The sequence below is a fragment of the Pseudoxanthomonas japonensis genome, from assembly GCF_043632995.1.
Lineage (GTDB): Bacteria > Pseudomonadota > Gammaproteobacteria > Xanthomonadales > Xanthomonadaceae > Pseudoxanthomonas_A > Pseudoxanthomonas_A japonensis.
Genome location: NZ_CP171632.1, coordinates 2,541,695 through 2,557,980 on the forward strand (window position 1 = coordinate 2,541,695; position 16,286 = coordinate 2,557,980).

The following is a 16,286-nucleotide window of genomic DNA, read 5'->3' on the forward strand; positions in this document are numbered from 1 at the left end:
CTTACTCTTTTCCTGCCTCGGGGGACGGCAGCCCGTGCAGGTTAGCGTAGATTCGCTCGGCCAGTGCGGCGTTCACGCCGTCGACGCGGGCGATCTCGTCGGCGCCGGCCGCCTTCAGCCCGGCCAGTCCGCCGAAATGCTTGAGCAGGCTCGCACGCCGGCGCGGTCCGATGCCGGGGATATCCTCCAGCTTGCTGGTCATGCGCGCCTTCTGCCGCTTGCCGCGATGGCCGGTGATCGCGAACCGGTGCGCTTCGTCGCGCACCTGCTGGATCAGCTGCAGCGCCGGCGACGCCGCACCCGGGCGCAGTTCGCGCCCATCGGGCAGCACCAGCGCCTCGTGCCCGGCGCGGCGCTCCACGCCCTTGGCCACGCCCACCAGCGTGACGCCGTCCACGCCCAGGTCGGCCAGGGCGGCCTGCGCCTGCGCGAGCTGCCCCGCGCCACCGTCGATCAGCAGCACATCGGGCAGCACGCCGCCCTCTTCCACCGCGCGCCGGAACCGCCGCTCGATGGCCTGGTGCATGGCGGCGAAATCGTCGCCCGGCGTGATCCCCGTGATGTTGTAGCGACGGTACTGCGAACGCACCGCGCCATTGGCATCGAACACGACGCAGGACGCCACGGTCGCTTCGCCCATCGTATGGCTGATGTCGAAGCACTCGATGCGTTTGGCCACTTCCGGCAGGCCCAGCAGTTCCTTCAGCGCCTCGCTGCGTGCGGTCTGCGCGTTGCGGCTGCCGAGCTCGGTCACCAGCGCGATCTCGGCGTTGCGTTTGGCCAGGTCCAGGTAACCCGCGCGCTCGCTGCGGACGTTCCATTTCAGCTGCACCTTGCGCCCCGCCGCGGCCGCCAATGCATGCTCGATCAGCTCTGCCTCGGGAATCTCGCGATCGAGGACGATTTCCTGCGGTGCCGGCTGTTCGGCGTAGTACTGCGACACGAAGGCGCCGAGGACTTCCTCTGCCGAATCCTCGCCGTTGGTCTTCGGGAAGAAGGTGCGCGTGCCCAGGTTGCGGCCGTCGCGGAAGGCGAGCAGCAGCACGCAGGCCTGGCTGCCCTGCATGGCGCAGGCCAGCACGTCGAGGTCGGCGGCGTGGCCGTCCACGTACTGGCGCGCCTGCAAGCTGCGGATCGATGCGACCAGATCGCGCAGCCGCGCGGCCTGTTCGAATTCCAGGTTCGCGCTGGCCTGCTCCATCGCACTGCCCAGCTCGCGCGTTAGTTCGTCGCTGCGCCCGTCGAGGAACAGCGTCGCGCGGCGCGCGGCTTCCGCGTAGTCGGCTTCCGGCACCAGTCCCACGCACGGCGCGCTGCAGCGGCCGATCTGGTACTGCAGGCATGGCCGCGAGCGGTTGCGAAACACGCTGTCCTCGCAGTTGCGGATGCGGAACAGCTTCTGCATCAGGTTCAACGTCTCGCGGACCGCACCGGCGCTGGGATAGGGACCGAAGTAACGCCCTGGCAACGCGCGCGCGCCGCGATGGAAGCCGATCCGGGGCCATTCCTCGCGCGTGAGCAGCACGTAGGGATAGCTCTTGTCGTCACGCAGCAGCACGTTGTAGCGCGGCGTCAGCGACTTGATCAGCTGGTTTTCCAGCAGCAGCGCTTCGGCTTCGGTACGGGTGACGGTGACGTCCATCCGCACGACCTGGGACAGCATCGACAGGATGCGCGGCGACTTGGGCGAGCTGTTGAAGTAGCTGGCCACGCGCTTGCGCAGCGCGCCGGCCTTGCCGACGTAGAGCAGCGCGTCATCGGCCGCGTACATGCGGTACACGCCTGGCGCGGTGCTCAGGCCGGCCGCGAACGCCTTGCCGTCGAATTCCGCCTGGGGACTGCCGCTCATTCGTCGATCGGAACGTGGCTCAGTTCGCCGGTGGCGATATCGTAGCGCAGCATCGCATGGGCATCGGTCTCGGCGATCCACACCGCGCCCGCCGCCACGGACAGGCCGGCCGGACCCTGCAGGCGCCGCGGCAACGCGATGGTGGCCAGTTCGCCGCCGCCCAGCCGCAGCGTGCGCAGGGTGCCGTTGCCACTGTCGGCAATCCACATGACCGGCGAATCGGGGCTCGATGCCAGCGCCTGCGGATGCTGCAGCCGGGCACGGTCGCGTGGTCCGTCCTCGTCGCCGAAACTCCAGGCGCCCTGCCCGAGCAGCGTCTGCACCGTGTCGCCGCGCAATTGCAGCGACCGCACGGCCGAACCCACGGCATCGCATACGTACAGGGTCTGCAGTGCGGCCGTGAGGCTGGCCGGCTGCGCGAACGCCGCCATCGGGCCGCTTCCGTCCCGGACGTCGAGCTGCCCGGAGCCCGCGCGTGCGCGGATCTCGCGCGTTCCCAGGTCGTAGCTCCAGATCCGGTTGTCGCCCGCCATCGCCATGAAGATCTGGTTGTTGTTCACCACGATCGCCTGCGGCTGGTGCAGCGCCACGTCGCGTGGTGCGGTGACAACGCCTTCCGTCGGTTCGCCCGCACGGCCATTGCCGCACAGCGTGTCGACGGTGCTGGTCGGCAGGTTGATGCGCCGCAGGGCATGGTTGCCGGTATCGGCCACGTAGAGCGATTCGCGCACCAGCGCCAGCCCCTGTGGGCGGCGGAAGGCGGCATGGTTCAATTCGCCGTCGGCGAAGTCCGGGGTGCCCATGCCGAACTGCCGGATCACCCGGCCATGGTGGTTGCACTCCAGTACGCGGTGATGGCCGCTGTCGGCCACGAACAGGCGGTCGGGCGTGGCGACCAGGCCGGTCGGGAAGCACAACGGCATCCGCGGCTCCGGACGGGTCTCGCGGAAGGGACGGAAGTCGTCGTCCGGCGGTACCTGCAGACCATCGCAAAGCCGCGCTATCTGGCGTTCCAGATCCGCCAGTCCCTCCGCCCCCACGGCACGGTGCCGGACGTGGCCCTCGCCGTCGATCAGCAGGACGGTCGGCCAGGACTCCACGCCGAAACGCTGCCAGGCGACCCAGTCGCCGTCATGTGCGAGCGGCAGCGACAATCCATGGCGACGCAGCCGCTTGAGCGCGGCCTGCGGGTCGCGCTCGCTGTCGAAGCGCGGCACATGCACGGCCAGCGCCTGCAGGCGACCCAGATAGCGGGCCTGCAGCACGGCCAGGTCGTTCAGCCGCTGGGCACACCAGGCCGAGGCGCTGTTGACGAAGGCCAGCGCGACGATGCGTCCGCGCTGCTCGTGCAGCGAGGTCGATGGCGCGTTCAGCCACTGCAGGCCACGCGGCAGTTCGGGAGCCAGGGTCATGTCGGTCATCGTCCTTGATTATGCCGCAGTCTCAGTTCACGGCGAGTCTGGCCACGACCGCCTGTGCCGCGGAATCGACCAGTCGCCACACCTGCTCGAAGTCCTCCGGCCCGCCCGTGTAAGGGTCCGGCACCTCCCCCGCCGCGTCGATGCCGGCCCACTCCAGCAGCAGGGCGACGCGCGCGCCCGGCACCGTCGGCGCCACGCGCATGACGTCGCGGACGTTGCCGCGGTCGGCGCACAGGATCCAGTCGAATGCCTCGAAGTCGCGCGCGGACAGCTGACGTGCGCGCTGTCCGCTGATGTCCACGCCATGGCCGCGGGCACAGGCGATGGCGCGACGGTCCGGCGGTTCGCCCGCATGCCAGCCACCGGTCCCCGCAGAATCGACGCGCACACGACCGGCCAGCGGCGAAGTGGCCAGGCGTGCGTGCAGCGCGCCTTCCGCCATCGGCGAGCGGCAGATGTTGCCGAGGCAGACGACCAGCAGGTTCACGCGCGTGCCTGCAGGATGGCCTCGGCGCGCGCGAGGTCTTCAGGCGTGTCGACGCCCGGCGGAAAGGGTTCCGGCGTCATCGCCACGGCGATGCGATGGCCGGCTTCCAGCACCCGCAACTGCTCGAGCGATTCCACCTGTTCCAGCCGGCCTGGCGGCATCGTGGAGAAACGGCGCAGGAAACCGGCGCGGTAAGCATAGATGCCGATATGCCGCAGCCACTGCCCGGGCGGCAGCGTGTCGCGCGACTGCGCGAACGCATCGCGGTGCCACGGAATGGGCGCGCGACTGAAGTACAGCGCATCGCCGTTGGCCGCGCGCACCAGCTTGACCGCATTGGGATCGAACAGGGTCGCCGCGTCACCGACCGGGACGGCCAGCGTCGCCATCTCCGCCCCGCTGGCGGCCAGCGTGTCGGCGACAGCACGGATGCCGGCGGGCGGCGCGAACGGCTCGTCGCCCTGCAGGTTCACCACCAGCGCATCATCGGTCCAGCCAGCGATGTCGGCGCACTCGGCGAGGCGGTCGCTGCCGGAGGCATGCCGCTCGGAGGTCATCGCCACGCGCACCCCGCTGTCCTGCAAGGCGTCGACGATGCGCGCGTCGTCGGTGGCCACCCAGACCTCGCGGGCGCCCGCCGCGAGGGCACGCCGGGCGACGTGCACGACCAGCGGCGTGCCGCCGAGCAGCCGCAGCGGCTTGCCCGGCAGGCGGGAGGCGGCATAACGGGCGGGAATGGCGACGATGAAATCGGTCATCGGGATCCGTATCCGGGTCGGAGAGTGGGTACTACTTCGCAACGGCGTTCGTGGACGACCCGAGCTTCTCCAGCAGGGCGATCCAGAACGCTTCGGGCAGTTTTGCCGCGACCGGCACGCTGTAGAACCACGCGTTGGCGAACGCGACGCACTTCACCGCGTCCTTCTCGGTCATCAGCACCGGCAGCTCGCTGCCGAACGCAAAATCCTCGGCGCGATAGTCGTGGTGGTCCGCGAACGCGTGCGGCACGACACCGAGCCCGTGCTGGCGCAGCATGCCGAAAAAGCGGGCCGGATTGCCGATGCCGGCAACCGCATGCACGCGCTGGCCCGCGAACGCCGACAACGGCTTCGGCCGGCCGCCGCGCAACGGCAGCGCATCGTCGGCCTGCAGGTGCATGGGCCATTCGCCGAACTGCGCTGCAACGTCCGCGTCCGGCAGGTTGACCACGCGGAAGTCGCACGCCGCCGCGCGGGACGCCGGCTCGCGCAACGGGCCGGCCGGCATCAGCCGACCGTTGCCGTAGCGGCGCGCACCGTCGATCACTTCGATCTCCACGTCGCGCCGCAGGCGGTAGTGCTGCAGCCCGTCGTCGCAGATGACCACATCGCACCCGGCCGCCACCAGCGCCTTCGCCGCCGCGACACGGTCGCGGTCCACGCGCACGCGGGTGCCGGTGTGGCGGGCGATGAGCACGGGTTCGTCGCCGCCCTCGGCAGGAGGCGTCGCGGCATCCACCCAGCGCGCCTCTCCCTCACCGGTGCGGCCGTAGCCGCGGCTGGCCACGCCCGGCTTGAAGCCAGCCGCGCGCAAGCGTTCGACCAGGGCGATGGTCAGTGGCGTCTTGCCGGTGCCGCCGGCCGTGACATTGCCCACGACGATCACGGGCACACCGATGCGGTGACTGCGCAGCAGGCCGATGCGGTGCAGGCGCACGCGCAGTGCGATCAGGCCGGCATAGATCGTCGAGAGCGCCCGCGCCCACCATGGCACCGGACCATCGCCGAACCAGTAGTCCGGCGGCTGGGGCATCGTGCGGCGGCTCACCCCGCCTCGCCCTCGCGGAACTGCATCTGGTAGAGATGGGCATACAGGCCGCCGCGTGCGAGCAGTTCGGCATGCGTGCCCTGCTCCACCAGCCGGCCCTGGTCCAGCACCAGCACCTGGTCGGCATGCTCGATGGTCGACAGGCGGTGCGCGATGACCAGCGTGGTGCGGTCGGGCATCAGCCTCTGCAGCGCGTTCTGCACCAGGCGCTCGGATTCGTTGTCGAGCGCGGCGGTGGCCTCATCCAGGATCAGGATCGGCGCATCCTTCAGCATCGCGCGCGCGATCGCCAAACGCTGGCGCTGGCCGCCCGACAGGCGCCCGCCCTTGTTGCCGATCGGCGCCTGCATGCCCTCCGGCAGTTCCTGCACGAATTCCATCGCGTTGGCGCCACGCACGGCATCATCCATCGTCGCGGCATCCGCGCCCTGCAGCTCGCCGTAGGCGACATTGGCGGCGACGGTACCGTCGAAGAGCATCACCTGCTGCCCCACCAGCGCGATCTGCCGGCGCAGGTCGGCCAGGCGATAGTCCTGCAGCGGATGGCCGTCGAGGAGGATGCTGCCGGACTCGGCCTCGTAGAAGCGCGGGATCAGCTTGATCAGCGTGGACTTGCCGCTGCCGGAGCGACCGACGATGGCGGTGACGGTACCGGGGCGCGCGGTGAAGCTGATGCCTTCCAGCGCGGGCCGGCTCTGGCCCGGATAGCGCGTGGTGATGTCGCGGAATTCCAGCAGGCCCTGTGCGCGGTCCAGCGGTCGCGTGCCCGCGTCCTTCTCGTCGTCGGCATCCAGCACCGAGAACAGCCGCTGCGCGGACGCGACGCCCCGCTGCAGCATGTTCTGCACGTTGGTCAGCTGCTTGAGCGCGGGGATGATGGCCATCATCGAGGTCATCAGCGAGACGAAATCGCCGGCCGTCAGCCGGCCCGCCATCGCTTCCCGGCCGGCGATGAACAACAGCGCCGCCAGCCCCGTCGCCCCCATCAACTGCACGGTGGCCGACGAAATGGCGCGGGTCGATTCCACCTTCATCGACAGGCTGAGGTTGGTGTTGGCCAACGAGGAATAGCGGGCCATCTCGACCGACTGGGCTCCGTAGACCTTCACTTCCTGCTGGTTGGACAGCGTCTGGTCGGCGGCCTGCAACATGTGGCCGGCGCTTTCCTGGATGCGGTGGCTGATGCGGCGGTAGCGCTTGGCGACCTTGTCCATGACCCACGCCAGCGGCGGTGCCAGCACCAGGATGGTCAGCGTCACCTGCCAGCTGTACCAGAGCATGACGCCCAGGGCGCCGATCACCTGAAGCGATTGCTGGACCATCACCTTCATGGCGTCGATCGCGGCCTGCGACACCTGGTCGCTGTCGGAGCCCAGGCGAACCAGCATCGACGGAACCGGTTCACTGTCGAAGCGCTGACCCGGCAGGCGCAGGTATTTCGCCAGCACTTTCACCCGCAGGTCGCGCGAGATGCTGCGCGCCGCCTTGCCCATGCTCATGTCGGTGATGTAACCCGCGATGCCGCGGACGACGAACAGGCCGATGATCGCCAGGGGCATCCACTGGTTGATGTCCTGCGGCGTCACCAGGTTGTTGGTGATCGGGCTCATCAGCACCAGGAAGCCGCTACCTGCGGCCGCCTCCAGCAGGGCGCCCAGCGCTGCCAGCGCCAGCAGCCCGCGATACGCCCTGGCGAAGCCGAGCAACCGCTTGTAGACCTGCCAGGGCGAATCCGTCGCGGTCACTTCTGCGCCTCCGGCGCGGTGGCGATGTTGACCTTGCGGAAGCCCAGCTGGCCCAGCGCATCCAGCGCCGTGACCACCGCCTGGTGCGGCGTGCGGGCATCGGCGCGCAGCAGCACCGGGCGGCTGCGGTCGCTGCCGGCGACCTGCTGCAGGGTCTGCTTCAGCGCGTCGATGTCGGGCCGCAACACTTCATGCTCGTCGACGAAGTAACGCCCATCGGCATTGACCAGCACACTGAGCGCCTTCACCTGCGCGGCCACCGGTTCGCCGGCCGCGCTCGGCAGCTGCAGCTGCAGCATCGAGCGCGCATCGAAGGTGGTGGTGATGACGAAGAAGATGATCAGCACCAGGATCACGTCGATCAACGGCACCAGGTTGATCTCGGGTTCTTCCTGCGAACGGTCGTCGCGGATGCGCATGCGCCGGCCTCAGGCGTTGGTCGGCGTCGCGACGGCGCCGGCAGGACGGGCGGCGGCGCGCGGATGGCGGGCTTCCAGCGCGTCGACCAACGCCGTGGCTTCCTTCTCCATCTCCATCACGTAACCGGTGACCTTGCCGCGGAAATAGCGATGGAACAGCAACGCCGGGATGGCCACGATCATGCCGGCCGCCGCGCACACCAGCGCCTTGCCGATACCGCCCGCCAGCGCGTTGACGTCGCCAACGCCACTGTCCTGGATGCCCAGGAACATCTGGATCATGCCGACCACGGTGCCCAGCAGGCCCAGCAACGGGCCCGCCGAGGCGATGCTGCCCAGCGCGTTGAGGAACTTCTCCATGCGGTGGACCACATGGCGGCCGGTGTCCTCGATGCGCTCGCGTATCTGGTCGCGCGGCTTGTTGCGGACGTCCAGCGCCGCAGCCAGCAGTTCACCCAGCGGCGAGTTGCGGCGCAGGGACTCGATGTGGGCGGGCTCCAGCTGGCCACGGCCGGCCCAGGCGCGGACTTCCTCGCCCAGCCCGGGCGGCAGGATCTCCTTGCGGCGCAGCGACCAGAAACGTTCCACCACGATGGCCAGTGCCAGCACGCCGAGCAGCAGCAGCGGGATCATCGGCCAACCGCCGGCCTTCACCAGTTCCAGCACGTTCAGTCCTCCGGCGCATCGGGCCGTCCTTCTTCCAGCCGATAGGATAGCCCACCGGCCTGCTGGCGCCGCACGGCGTCCCACCAGCGTGCCCGGTCGTGACGCCGTTCACGCACCTGCAGTCCATTCGCGCCCAGCCACACGCGAAGCGCACCGCCGGACTGCGTATCCAGCACTTCGGCCCCGCGCCGGCGCCAGCGGGCCACGACGTCGGCGCGTGGATGACCGAAACGGTTGCCGGCGCCACTGGCGTTCAGCACCAATCGGGGCGAGGTGGCCGCGACAAAGGCCGGATCCGAGGACCCCGCGCTGCCGTGATGCGGCAGCACGACCACGTCGGCCCGCAGGGCGTCCGCATCGCGATGGACCAGCCCACGCTCGATGACGGCGCCGATATCCCCCGGCAGCAGCAGGCCACCGTGCGGCGTCTCCACCCTCAGCACGCAGCTCGCCTCATTGCCGAGGTATGGAAAGTGCAGGCCCGGATGCAGGAACCGGAAGCGCACGCCATCCCAGTGCCACGACGCACCGGCGATGCAGGCGGCGTGTGTGTCCACTGGACTGCCAGGCGGCGCCAGGACCGTGCGTACCGGCAGGCTGGCGCGCACCGCATCGACGCCGCCGGCATGATCGTTGTCGCCATGGCTGACCACCAGCGCATGCAGCCGCGGCACGCCGAGCGCGCGCAGCGCCGGCACCACGGCGCGCTCGCCGGCATCGAATCCCTCTTCGACCGCCGGCCCCGCATCGAACAACAGCGCATGGTTGGCCGTGCGCACCAGCGCGGACAGGCCCTGCCCCACGTCGATCACCACCAGTTCCACCTCGCCTTCGCGCGGCCGTTCGCGGTCCGGCCACAGCAGCGGCAACCACAACAGCAAGGCAAGCGACTTGCCGGGTACGCCACGCGGCAGCAACAGCCAGAAGCCGCCCGCGAGCGCCAGCCACAGTGCCCACGCCGGACTCTCCGGCAACCACCACAGTGCATAAGGATGCTGCGCGACCCGCTCGAACAGCTGCCAGCTCGGCGCAAAGCACGCCGACGCCGCCCGCCACGCCCAGCTGCCCGTGCCCGGCAGCAAGGCTTCGAGACCCGTCCCCACCAGCGAAAGCGGCACAACCACCAGGCTCCACCACGGAATGGCCAGCAGGTTCGCCAGCGGACCGGCGAGCGACGCCTGGCCGAACAGCACCGCGGTGAACGGCAACAACCCCACGGTGGCGACCCCCTGCGCAGGCAGGAAGGCCTTCGCCCAGTGCAGCGACGACGGCAGGCACCATGCCAGCCAGGCCACACCGCCGAAGCTCAACCAGAAGCCAGCCGCCAGCAACGACAAGGGATCGAAGAGCAGCACCGCCAGCATCGCGAGGGCGAGCGTATCCACCAGGCGGATGTGGCGGCGCGCCAGCCGTGCCAGCACCACCACCGCGATCATCAGTACCGTCCGCACCGTCGGCAACGCGAATCCCGCCACTGCGGCATAGCCCAATGCACTGACCAGGGCGGCGGCACCCGCCGCCTGCGGACGGGGAACATGGCGGGCCAGCGCCGGCACCAGCCACCACAGGCCGGCGACAGCCAATGCACACGCGCCGGCGACCATGCCGACATGGAAGCCGGAGATCGCGATGAGGTGCGTCAGCCCGGTGGCGCGAAGCACCTGCCAGTCCCGGTCATCGAGTCCTCGTGTATCGCCCAGCGCCAACGCCTGCACGAAGCGCGCATGCCGGTCCGGCACCTGGTCCGCGATGCGCGCGGACATGCGGCTGCGCCAGCCATCGATCCCCGCTGCCGGCCACAGCCGTTCGGCCACTGCCGCATCCCGCACATACCCCATGGCGCTGATGCGCTGCGCCGCCGCGTAGCGCTCGGTATCCACGCCGCCGGGATTGGCGAGTCCGCGCGGCGCCCTTACGCGGACACGCAAGCGCCACCGCTCGCCGGCTCCCAGTTGCGTTCTCGGTCCCGGCCCGGTGGCACCGAACTCGTCGTACCACGCCAGCCTCAGCAAGCGCCCCTGCAGCGGCGCCGGTTGTCGCCCTTCGTCGTCGACACGGAACAGGAAGCGGGTGCGGCGCGCCTGCGGTTCGGGCAGGCCGACGACGCGGCCGGTGACCGTGACTTCGTGTCCTTCCCACGCCACCGGCAACTGCGCGCCCAGGCTCCATGTGGCGTGCAACCCCGCCCATGCCACGCCCGCAAGGCCCGCACCGATCCACCGTGCACGCGACGGCACGCACCATCCGGCCAAGCCCAGGACGAGCAGCACCCACAGCAGAACCTGCGATGGCAACGCAGGCGACCACAGCGCCGCAACCATCCCGGCCAGCAGCGCGGCCACGCATGCCAGGCCCATCGGCGCCGGTGCGTTCCTGTTCGCCCGCTCCACCTCAGCGATCCAGCGGGCTGAGCACTGCGCCCGCGCCGCGATTGAGGACATGCGTATAGATCTGCGTCGTGGCGACATCCTTGTGCCCGAGCAGTTCCTGCACGGTGCGGATGTCGTAGCCACTTTCGATCAGGTGCGTGGCGAACGAATGCCGCAGCGTATGCGCGGTGACCGGCTTGGCGATGCCCGCCGCCAACTGTGCGCGCTTCAGCGCCCGCGACAGCATCGCTTCGTCCAGATGATGCCGCCGCCATCGCCCGTCGCGCGGATCCAGGCTGATGGTGCGTGCTGGAAAAACGTACTGCCATCCCAGCTCTCGCGCCGCAGCGGGATATTTGCGCGCCAGCGCGTGCGGCAACCACACCTCGCCTGCGCCACCGGCCAGGTCCTGCTGGTGCAGCACCTGCACCCGCTCGATCTCGGCAACCAGCATGGGCACCAGCGAACCCGGCAGCATCGTCCGCCGGTCCTTGCCACCCTTGCCCTCGCGCACGGTGATCTCGTTGCGGGCGAAGTCCACATCCTTCACCCGCAGCCGCACGCCCTCCATCAACCGCATGCCGGTGCCGTACAGCAACTTCGCCAGCACCGCCATGCGCCCTTCCAGGTGCGCCAGCAGCGCCCGCACTTCCTGCTGCGACAGCACCGTCGGCAATCGCTGCGGCCGTTTCGCCCGTACCACGTCGTCCATCCAGGCGAGCTTCACGCCGAGCACGTCGCGATAGAGGAACAGGATCGCGGCGAGCGCCTGGTTCTGCGTACTCGCCGCTACCCTGCCCTCGACCGCCAGCCCGGTCAGGAATGCCTCGACCTGGACGGCACCCAGCACGCGTGGATCGCGCCGCGGATGGGCAAGCAGAAACCTTCTTATCCACCCCAGGTACGCCCGCTCCGTACGCAGGCTGTAATGCGCCACCCGCATCCGCCTGACGGCCGCATCCAGCAGCCGCGACGTTCCGTCTTCCCCCGATATCACCCCATCCTTCGGCTGATAATCCATGACACCGCATCCATGCGAATAACGCACCCAGCCTCGCAGCCGACCCCACGTGCCGCCATCAGGCAACACGTTGATGTCACGTGGGAAATCCCCGATTGACGCCGCTCCGCCAAGACTCAATACTCGGCGTTATCACCCCATTTATGGGGTCTACTAGGTGTTAGGCCGCAGGAGACGGAGTGCGCGACATTGACGCAATCATTGCTCAGCTGCACGTGTCGCATCCTGACATCTCCGCAGCGCAACTGACCGTCTTGCATCCAGGGGCAGACGACGACGGCTTGTGGTTCTTCCGCCATCCGACTACTGACATAGAGGTGCAACTTGAGTCCAGTTCCGGCACCTGCCCGTTCTTGTTTGAAGGCTCCGGGCCAACTGATCGGCTTGTCGCAAGTAGTGTTGAGCAGGCCGTTGCATTCGTGGTCGCCGGGCTTGGCGTTTCCGGGCCAACGGCCTAACAATTCATTCAAGCCGAACCGGTAGTTCCTACGGTTTAGTGGACACCCCGACCTAACCCTCAGGAGTGTCCCAATGCCAAAGCCAGGCCCCAGAACCATCCATCGCTACAGCGATGCCTTCAAAGCCTCTGCCGTGCGTTTGAGCCAGCAGCCCGGCGTACGGGTCGGCGATGTCGCCCAGTCGCTTTACATCCATCCCTTCATGCTGTCTCGTTGGCGAAGACTCGCGCGGGAGGGCGTTATCGTGACCAAGGGTGCACCGGTGGATCCGTCGACGGCAGCCGAGCTGAAGGCGCTGCGCAAGATCAAGCGGCAGTACGAGCAACTCAAGCTCGAGCATGACCTTTTAAAAAAAGCGATCGCGTTCACTTCCGATCGAAAAGCGAAATCTTCGCCTTCATCGAACACCACAAGGAAACCTGTCCGGTGAGGGCGATGTGCCGCCTTTACCGGGTCAGTGCCGCCGGCTACTACGCCTGGGCTCGGCGACCGGTGAGTGATCGCCGGATCGAGGACGCCTCGCTGATAGAGAAGATCCGCCAGGTGCATGAGGCCAGCCGACAGACCTATGGCAGTCCCCGGGTGCATGCCGCCCTCCGGCGACAGGGAGAGCCGATCGGACGACGCCGGGTCGAAAGGCTGATGCGGCAGGAAGGCGTGCGTGCCTGTTCGGCCCGCCTGTACCGCCGTCGCCCCGGCCTGGCGCGGTTTCTGGACAGCGTCCCGAGCCGCGCGCACGAGCAGCCCTGCCAACGACAGGATCAGGTGTGGGTCGGCGATGTCACCTACCTCAAGGTCGCCGGCCAATGGCGGTATCTGGCCACCGTGATGGATCGCTACTCCCGCCGCCTGCTGGGCTGGTCGCTGGGATCCGAACGCACGGCCTCGCTGACCCGTCGCGCCCTGACTGCCGCCCTGCGCACACGCACGCCGGCCTGCGATACGCTGTTCCACAGTGACCGCGGCATCGAGTTCATGGCCAACGACTTCAGGCAGCGACTGAGACGGTCCGGGCTGGTGCAGTCTGTCAACCGGCCGCGTCGCATGAACGACAACGCGCACATGGAGTCATGGAACAAGTCGATGAAGTCGGACATGTATCACCGCCACCGCTTCGACAGTGAACGCGCGCTCCGCTCGGCGATCAACGACTACATCCAGTTCTACAACCACCAGCGCCTGCACTCGGCGCTGGGCTATCGATCACCGGTGGAGTTCGAGCAGTGCCGCTAGAGAATTGGTGTCCACTTTTTCGTAGGAACTGCCACCCGCTTCGCGGGTCGGCTTAATTCCGGTGTTAGCGCCCATGTCGTTCTCTCCATCGAATTTTGGAGTCATCATCTGCAGCCACGTGTTTGAGGCCTCAAGGCCAATCTTACTCGTGGCACACGACAAAGATGGCTGGAACTTCGCGTGCGGTTACACCGATCACGGCGACGACGACTTCTACAATGTCGGCGTTGGGCATTTGACCAACCGCGATCCAACTGTCAATGACTGCGCTGATCTGGGATGCGGATACGTTGCAGAGCGGCAAGACCAAGATAGCCCATGGATCAGGGAGTCGCTTCCTGCAGATGGGCGCTAACAATTCATTCAAGCCGAACCGGTAGTTCCTACGGTTTAGTGGACACCTTGATCTAACCCTCAGGAGTGTCCCAATGCCCAAGCCAGGCCCCAGAACCACCCATCGCTACAGCGACGCCTTCAAAGCCTCTGCCGTGCGTTTGAGCCAGCAGCCCGGCGTGCGGGTCAGCGATGTTGCCCAGTCGCTTTACATCCATCCCTTCATGCTGTCTCGTTGGCGAAGACTCGCGCGGGAGGGCGTTATCGTGACCAAGGGTGCACCGGTGGATCCGTCGACGGCAGCCGAGCTGAAGGCGCTGCGCAAGATCAAGCGGCAGTACGAGCAACTCAAGCTCGAGCATGACCTTTTAAAAAAAGTGGACCGGCCAGAGTTCTGTAGACACTCAGCCGCCGCTCTGCGCGTAGCGCCTTTCAAAGCCTCTGCCGTACATTTGAGCCAGAAGCTCGGCGTAGACGTCGGAAAGCCATTAGAAGCCATCCAGCACGCCGCCGACTCGGCGGCCTGCCTCAGACCGCGTCGTGCGCCAGTTCGCGCAGCTTGCCTTCGTGGAGTTCCAGCACGCGGTCCAGTCGGCGCGCCAGGCGACGGTCGTGCGTCACCAGCACCAGACTGGTCTTCTGGGCCCGGTTGAGATCCAGCATCAGGTCGAACACGGTGGCCGCGGTCTTCTCGTCCAGATTGCCGGTCGGTTCGTCGCCCAGCACGCAGGCTGGCTGGTTGACCAGCGCGCGTGCGACTGCAGCACGCTGGCGCTCGCCACCGGACAACTCGCCCGGCTTGTGCGCCAGGCGATGGCCGAGACCGACCGATTCCAGCAACGCCTTCGCCTTCGCCGATGCGGCATCCGCACCGGCGCCACCCAGCATCACCGGCATCATGACGTTCTCCAGCGCGGTGAATTCGGGCAGCAGGTGATGGAACTGGTAGACGAAACCGAGCGAACGGTTGCGCAACTGGCCGCGCGCAGCATCGGACAGCGACGACATCTTCTGTCCGGCGACGTACACCTCGCCCGAGGTCGGCGTGTCCAGCCCGCCGAGCAGATGCAGCAGCGTGCTCTTGCCGGCGCCTGACGCCCCGACGATGGCCACGGTCTCGCCGGGCTGCACGTTGAGCTCCAGGCCATCGAACACCGGCGTGCGCAGCGTGCCTTCGGCGTAGGTCTTGCCCAGCGCCTCGGCGTGGACCACGGCGGAACGGATGGACTCATTCATAGCGCAACGCCTCCGCGGGCTGGGTGCGGGCAGCGCGCCACGCCGGGTACAACGTGGCCAGGAAACTCATCGTCAGCGCCACGGCGGCGATCACCACGACTTCGCTGCCGCTCAGTTCGTAGGGCAAGCCGGTGATGTAGTACACGTCCGGCGGCAGCAGCGTCACCTTGAACACGGCCTCGATGGCCGCGAGGATGTACTCGAGGTTGATGGTCAGCAGGATGCCGCCGACCACGCCCAGCACGGTGCCCATCACGCCGATCAGCACGCCCTGCACCATGAAGACCTGCATGACGCCGCGCGGCGTCAGGCCCAGCGTGCGCAGGATGGCGATGTCCGCCTGCTTGTCGGTGACCAGCATCACCTGCGAGTTCACCAGCGAGAACGCGCCCATCAGGATGATGAAGGACAGCAGGATGCCCATCACCGTCTTCTCCATCTTCAGCGAGTGATAGAGGTTGGCGTTCTCGCTGGTCCAGTCGCTGATGCGGTACGGACCCTGCAGGCGCAACGCCAGGTCGCGCGCCACGTCCCAGGACTGGTACATGTCGTGCAATTTCAGCCGCACGCCGGTGACGCCCTCGCCCATCCGCAGCACGCGCTGCAGGTCGCCCATGTGGACCAGCGCCAGGTTGCGGTCGACGTCGTTGTGGCCGACCGAAAAAATGCCGCTGACAGTGAAGCGCTTGATCTTGGGCATCGCGCCCATCGGCGTGCCCTGGAAATCGCCGGCGGTGACGACGACGCTGTCGCCGACGCCGACCCGCAGCCAGGCGGCCAGTTCCTGCCCGAGCAGGATGTGGAACTCGCCCGGCTGCAGCGAATCCAGCTTGCCCGCCTTCATCTTGTCGCCGATCACCGAGACCTTCGGCTCCTCGCCCGGCAGGATGCCCGTCACCAGCGCGCCCTGCGGATCGGCATTGCCGGTGAGCATGGCCTGCACGTGGATGAAGGGCGCGGCGCCCGAGACGCGGGAGTCGGCCATCGCGACCTTGGTTGCATGCGGCCAGTCCTGCATCGCCTCGCCCGCGCCGCTGACCGTCGCGTGGGCGGTGGCCTGCAGCAGGCGATCACGGATCTCGCGCTGGAAGCCGCTCATCACCGACAGCGTGGTGATCAGGATCATCACGCCCAGCGCGATGCCGAGCACCGAGGCGAGCGAGATGAAGGAAATGAAACCGTTGCGGCGCTTGGCGCGGAGATAGCGCAGGCCGATGGCGACAGGAATGGGTTTGAACATGGG

At 68.0% G+C, this 16,286-nt stretch carries 14 protein-coding genes and 2 pseudogenes; 4 read left to right on the forward strand and 12 right to left on the reverse strand.

Going from position 1 to position 16,286, the window contains the following annotated elements:
* Position 1 precedes the first annotated feature (1 nt).
* From uvrC to ACGHX3_RS11680, 10 genes and pseudogenes are all read right to left on the reverse strand, one after another.
* A complete protein-coding gene (gene uvrC, locus ACGHX3_RS11635; RefSeq protein ID WP_394695051.1) occupies positions 2-1,849 on the reverse strand; it encodes an excinuclease ABC subunit UvrC in 1,848 nt (615 codons plus the stop codon).
* On the reverse strand, positions 1,846-3,261 hold the full coding sequence (locus tag ACGHX3_RS11640) for a hypothetical protein (RefSeq protein WP_394695052.1): 1,416 nt from the start codon (positions 3,259-3,261) through the stop codon (positions 1,846-1,848). Before ACGHX3_RS11640 ends, uvrC begins: the two co-directional genes overlap by 4 nt.
* A gap of 31 nt (positions 3,262-3,292) precedes the next feature.
* The gene (locus ACGHX3_RS11645; protein WP_394695053.1) at positions 3,293-3,757 is read right to left on the reverse strand and encodes a low molecular weight protein-tyrosine-phosphatase; all 465 of its coding nucleotides are present in this window, start codon (positions 3,755-3,757) and stop codon (positions 3,293-3,295) included.
* Positions 3,754-4,515 carry a 3-deoxy-manno-octulosonate cytidylyltransferase gene (gene kdsB / locus ACGHX3_RS11650; protein ID WP_213602568.1) on the reverse strand — a complete coding sequence of 254 codons (762 nt, stop codon included), beginning with the start codon at positions 4,513-4,515 and terminating at the stop codon, positions 3,754-3,756. Before kdsB ends, ACGHX3_RS11645 begins: the two co-directional genes overlap by 4 nt.
* Positions 4,516-4,546: 31 nt before the next feature.
* Positions 4,547-5,563, reverse strand: a complete 1,017-nt coding sequence (gene lpxK / locus ACGHX3_RS11655; protein ID WP_394695054.1) for a tetraacyldisaccharide 4'-kinase — start codon at positions 5,561-5,563, stop codon at positions 4,547-4,549.
* Positions 5,560-7,308, reverse strand: coding sequence for a lipid A export permease/ATP-binding protein MsbA (gene msbA / locus ACGHX3_RS11660; RefSeq protein WP_162337230.1), 1,749 nt, complete (start codon positions 7,306-7,308; stop codon positions 5,560-5,562). The genes lpxK and msbA overlap by 4 nt, the downstream gene beginning before the upstream one ends.
* The gene (locus tag ACGHX3_RS11665; RefSeq protein WP_162337229.1) at positions 7,305-7,727 is read right to left on the reverse strand and encodes a biopolymer transporter ExbD; all 423 of its coding nucleotides are present in this window, start codon (positions 7,725-7,727) and stop codon (positions 7,305-7,307) included. The genes msbA and ACGHX3_RS11665 overlap by 4 nt, the downstream gene beginning before the upstream one ends.
* 9 nt (positions 7,728-7,736) lie before the next feature.
* A complete protein-coding gene (locus tag ACGHX3_RS11670) occupies positions 7,737-8,393 on the reverse strand; it encodes a MotA/TolQ/ExbB proton channel family protein (protein WP_394695055.1) in 657 nt (218 codons plus the stop codon).
* A pseudogene (locus tag ACGHX3_RS11675) lies at positions 8,287-10,834 on the reverse strand (DNA internalization-related competence protein ComEC/Rec2); the annotation flags it as partial. The gene ACGHX3_RS11670 and the pseudogene ACGHX3_RS11675, both read right to left, overlap by 107 nt.
* Positions 10,785-11,783: an integron integrase gene (locus ACGHX3_RS11680; protein ID WP_394695056.1), complete on the reverse strand. Its 999-nt coding sequence runs from the start codon at positions 11,781-11,783 to the stop codon at positions 10,785-10,787. The pseudogene ACGHX3_RS11675 and the gene ACGHX3_RS11680, both read right to left, overlap by 50 nt.
* Positions 11,784-11,962: 179 nt before the next feature.
* Between ACGHX3_RS11680 and ACGHX3_RS11685 the strand changes: the two genes are divergently transcribed.
* The 4 genes and pseudogenes from ACGHX3_RS11685 to ACGHX3_RS11700 form a co-directional block, all read left to right on the forward strand.
* Positions 11,963-12,241 carry a hypothetical protein gene (locus ACGHX3_RS11685; RefSeq protein ID WP_394695057.1) on the forward strand — a complete coding sequence of 93 codons (279 nt, stop codon included), beginning with the start codon at positions 11,963-11,965 and terminating at the stop codon, positions 12,239-12,241.
* Between the two features lie 73 nt (positions 12,242-12,314).
* Positions 12,315-12,671: a transposase gene (locus ACGHX3_RS11690; RefSeq protein ID WP_213605476.1), complete on the forward strand. Its 357-nt coding sequence runs from the start codon at positions 12,315-12,317 to the stop codon at positions 12,669-12,671.
* Positions 12,641-13,474, forward strand: a complete 834-nt coding sequence (locus ACGHX3_RS11695; protein WP_394697279.1) for an IS3 family transposase — start codon at positions 12,641-12,643, stop codon at positions 13,472-13,474. Before ACGHX3_RS11690 ends, ACGHX3_RS11695 begins: the two co-directional genes overlap by 31 nt.
* 428 nt (positions 13,475-13,902) lie before the next feature.
* Positions 13,903-14,076: pseudogene (locus ACGHX3_RS11700) on the forward strand (transposase); the annotation flags it as partial.
* 259 nt (positions 14,077-14,335) lie between these two features.
* Here the strand turns inward: ACGHX3_RS11700 and lolD are convergent.
* Positions 14,336-15,043: a lipoprotein-releasing ABC transporter ATP-binding protein LolD gene (lolD, locus tag ACGHX3_RS11705; RefSeq protein ID WP_162336466.1), complete on the reverse strand. Its 708-nt coding sequence runs from the start codon at positions 15,041-15,043 to the stop codon at positions 14,336-14,338.
* Complete coding sequence (locus ACGHX3_RS11710) at positions 15,036-16,283, reverse strand: lipoprotein-releasing ABC transporter permease subunit (RefSeq protein WP_394695058.1); 1,248 nt, start codon at positions 16,281-16,283, stop codon at positions 15,036-15,038. The genes lolD and ACGHX3_RS11710 overlap by 8 nt, the downstream gene beginning before the upstream one ends.
* Positions 16,284-16,286 lie beyond the last annotated feature (3 nt).

Excerpts from the sequence above, each read along its gene's own strand:
- uvrC (WP_394695051.1), bottom strand. The coding sequence starts at position 1,849 with ATGAGCGGCAGTCCCCAGGCGGAATTCGACGGCAAGGCGTTCGCGGCC.
- ACGHX3_RS11640 (WP_394695052.1), bottom strand. The coding sequence starts at position 3,261 with ATGACCCTGGCTCCCGAACTGCCGCGTGGCCTGCAGTGGCTGAACGCG.
- kdsB (WP_213602568.1), bottom strand. The coding sequence starts at position 4,515 with ATGACCGATTTCATCGTCGCCATTCCCGCCCGTTATGCCGCCTCCCGC.
- ACGHX3_RS11665 (WP_162337229.1), bottom strand. The coding sequence starts at position 7,727 with ATGCGCATCCGCGACGACCGTTCGCAGGAAGAACCCGAGATCAACCTG.
- ACGHX3_RS11680 (WP_394695056.1), bottom strand. The coding sequence starts at position 11,783 with ATGGATTATCAGCCGAAGGATGGGGTGATATCGGGGGAAGACGGAACG.
- ACGHX3_RS11690 (WP_213605476.1), top strand. The coding sequence starts at position 12,315 with ATGCCAAAGCCAGGCCCCAGAACCATCCATCGCTACAGCGATGCCTTC.
- lolD (WP_162336466.1), bottom strand. The coding sequence starts at position 15,043 with ATGAATGAGTCCATCCGTTCCGCCGTGGTCCACGCCGAGGCGCTGGGC.
- ACGHX3_RS11710 (WP_394695058.1), bottom strand. The coding sequence starts at position 16,283 with ATGTTCAAACCCATTCCTGTCGCCATCGGCCTGCGCTATCTCCGCGCC.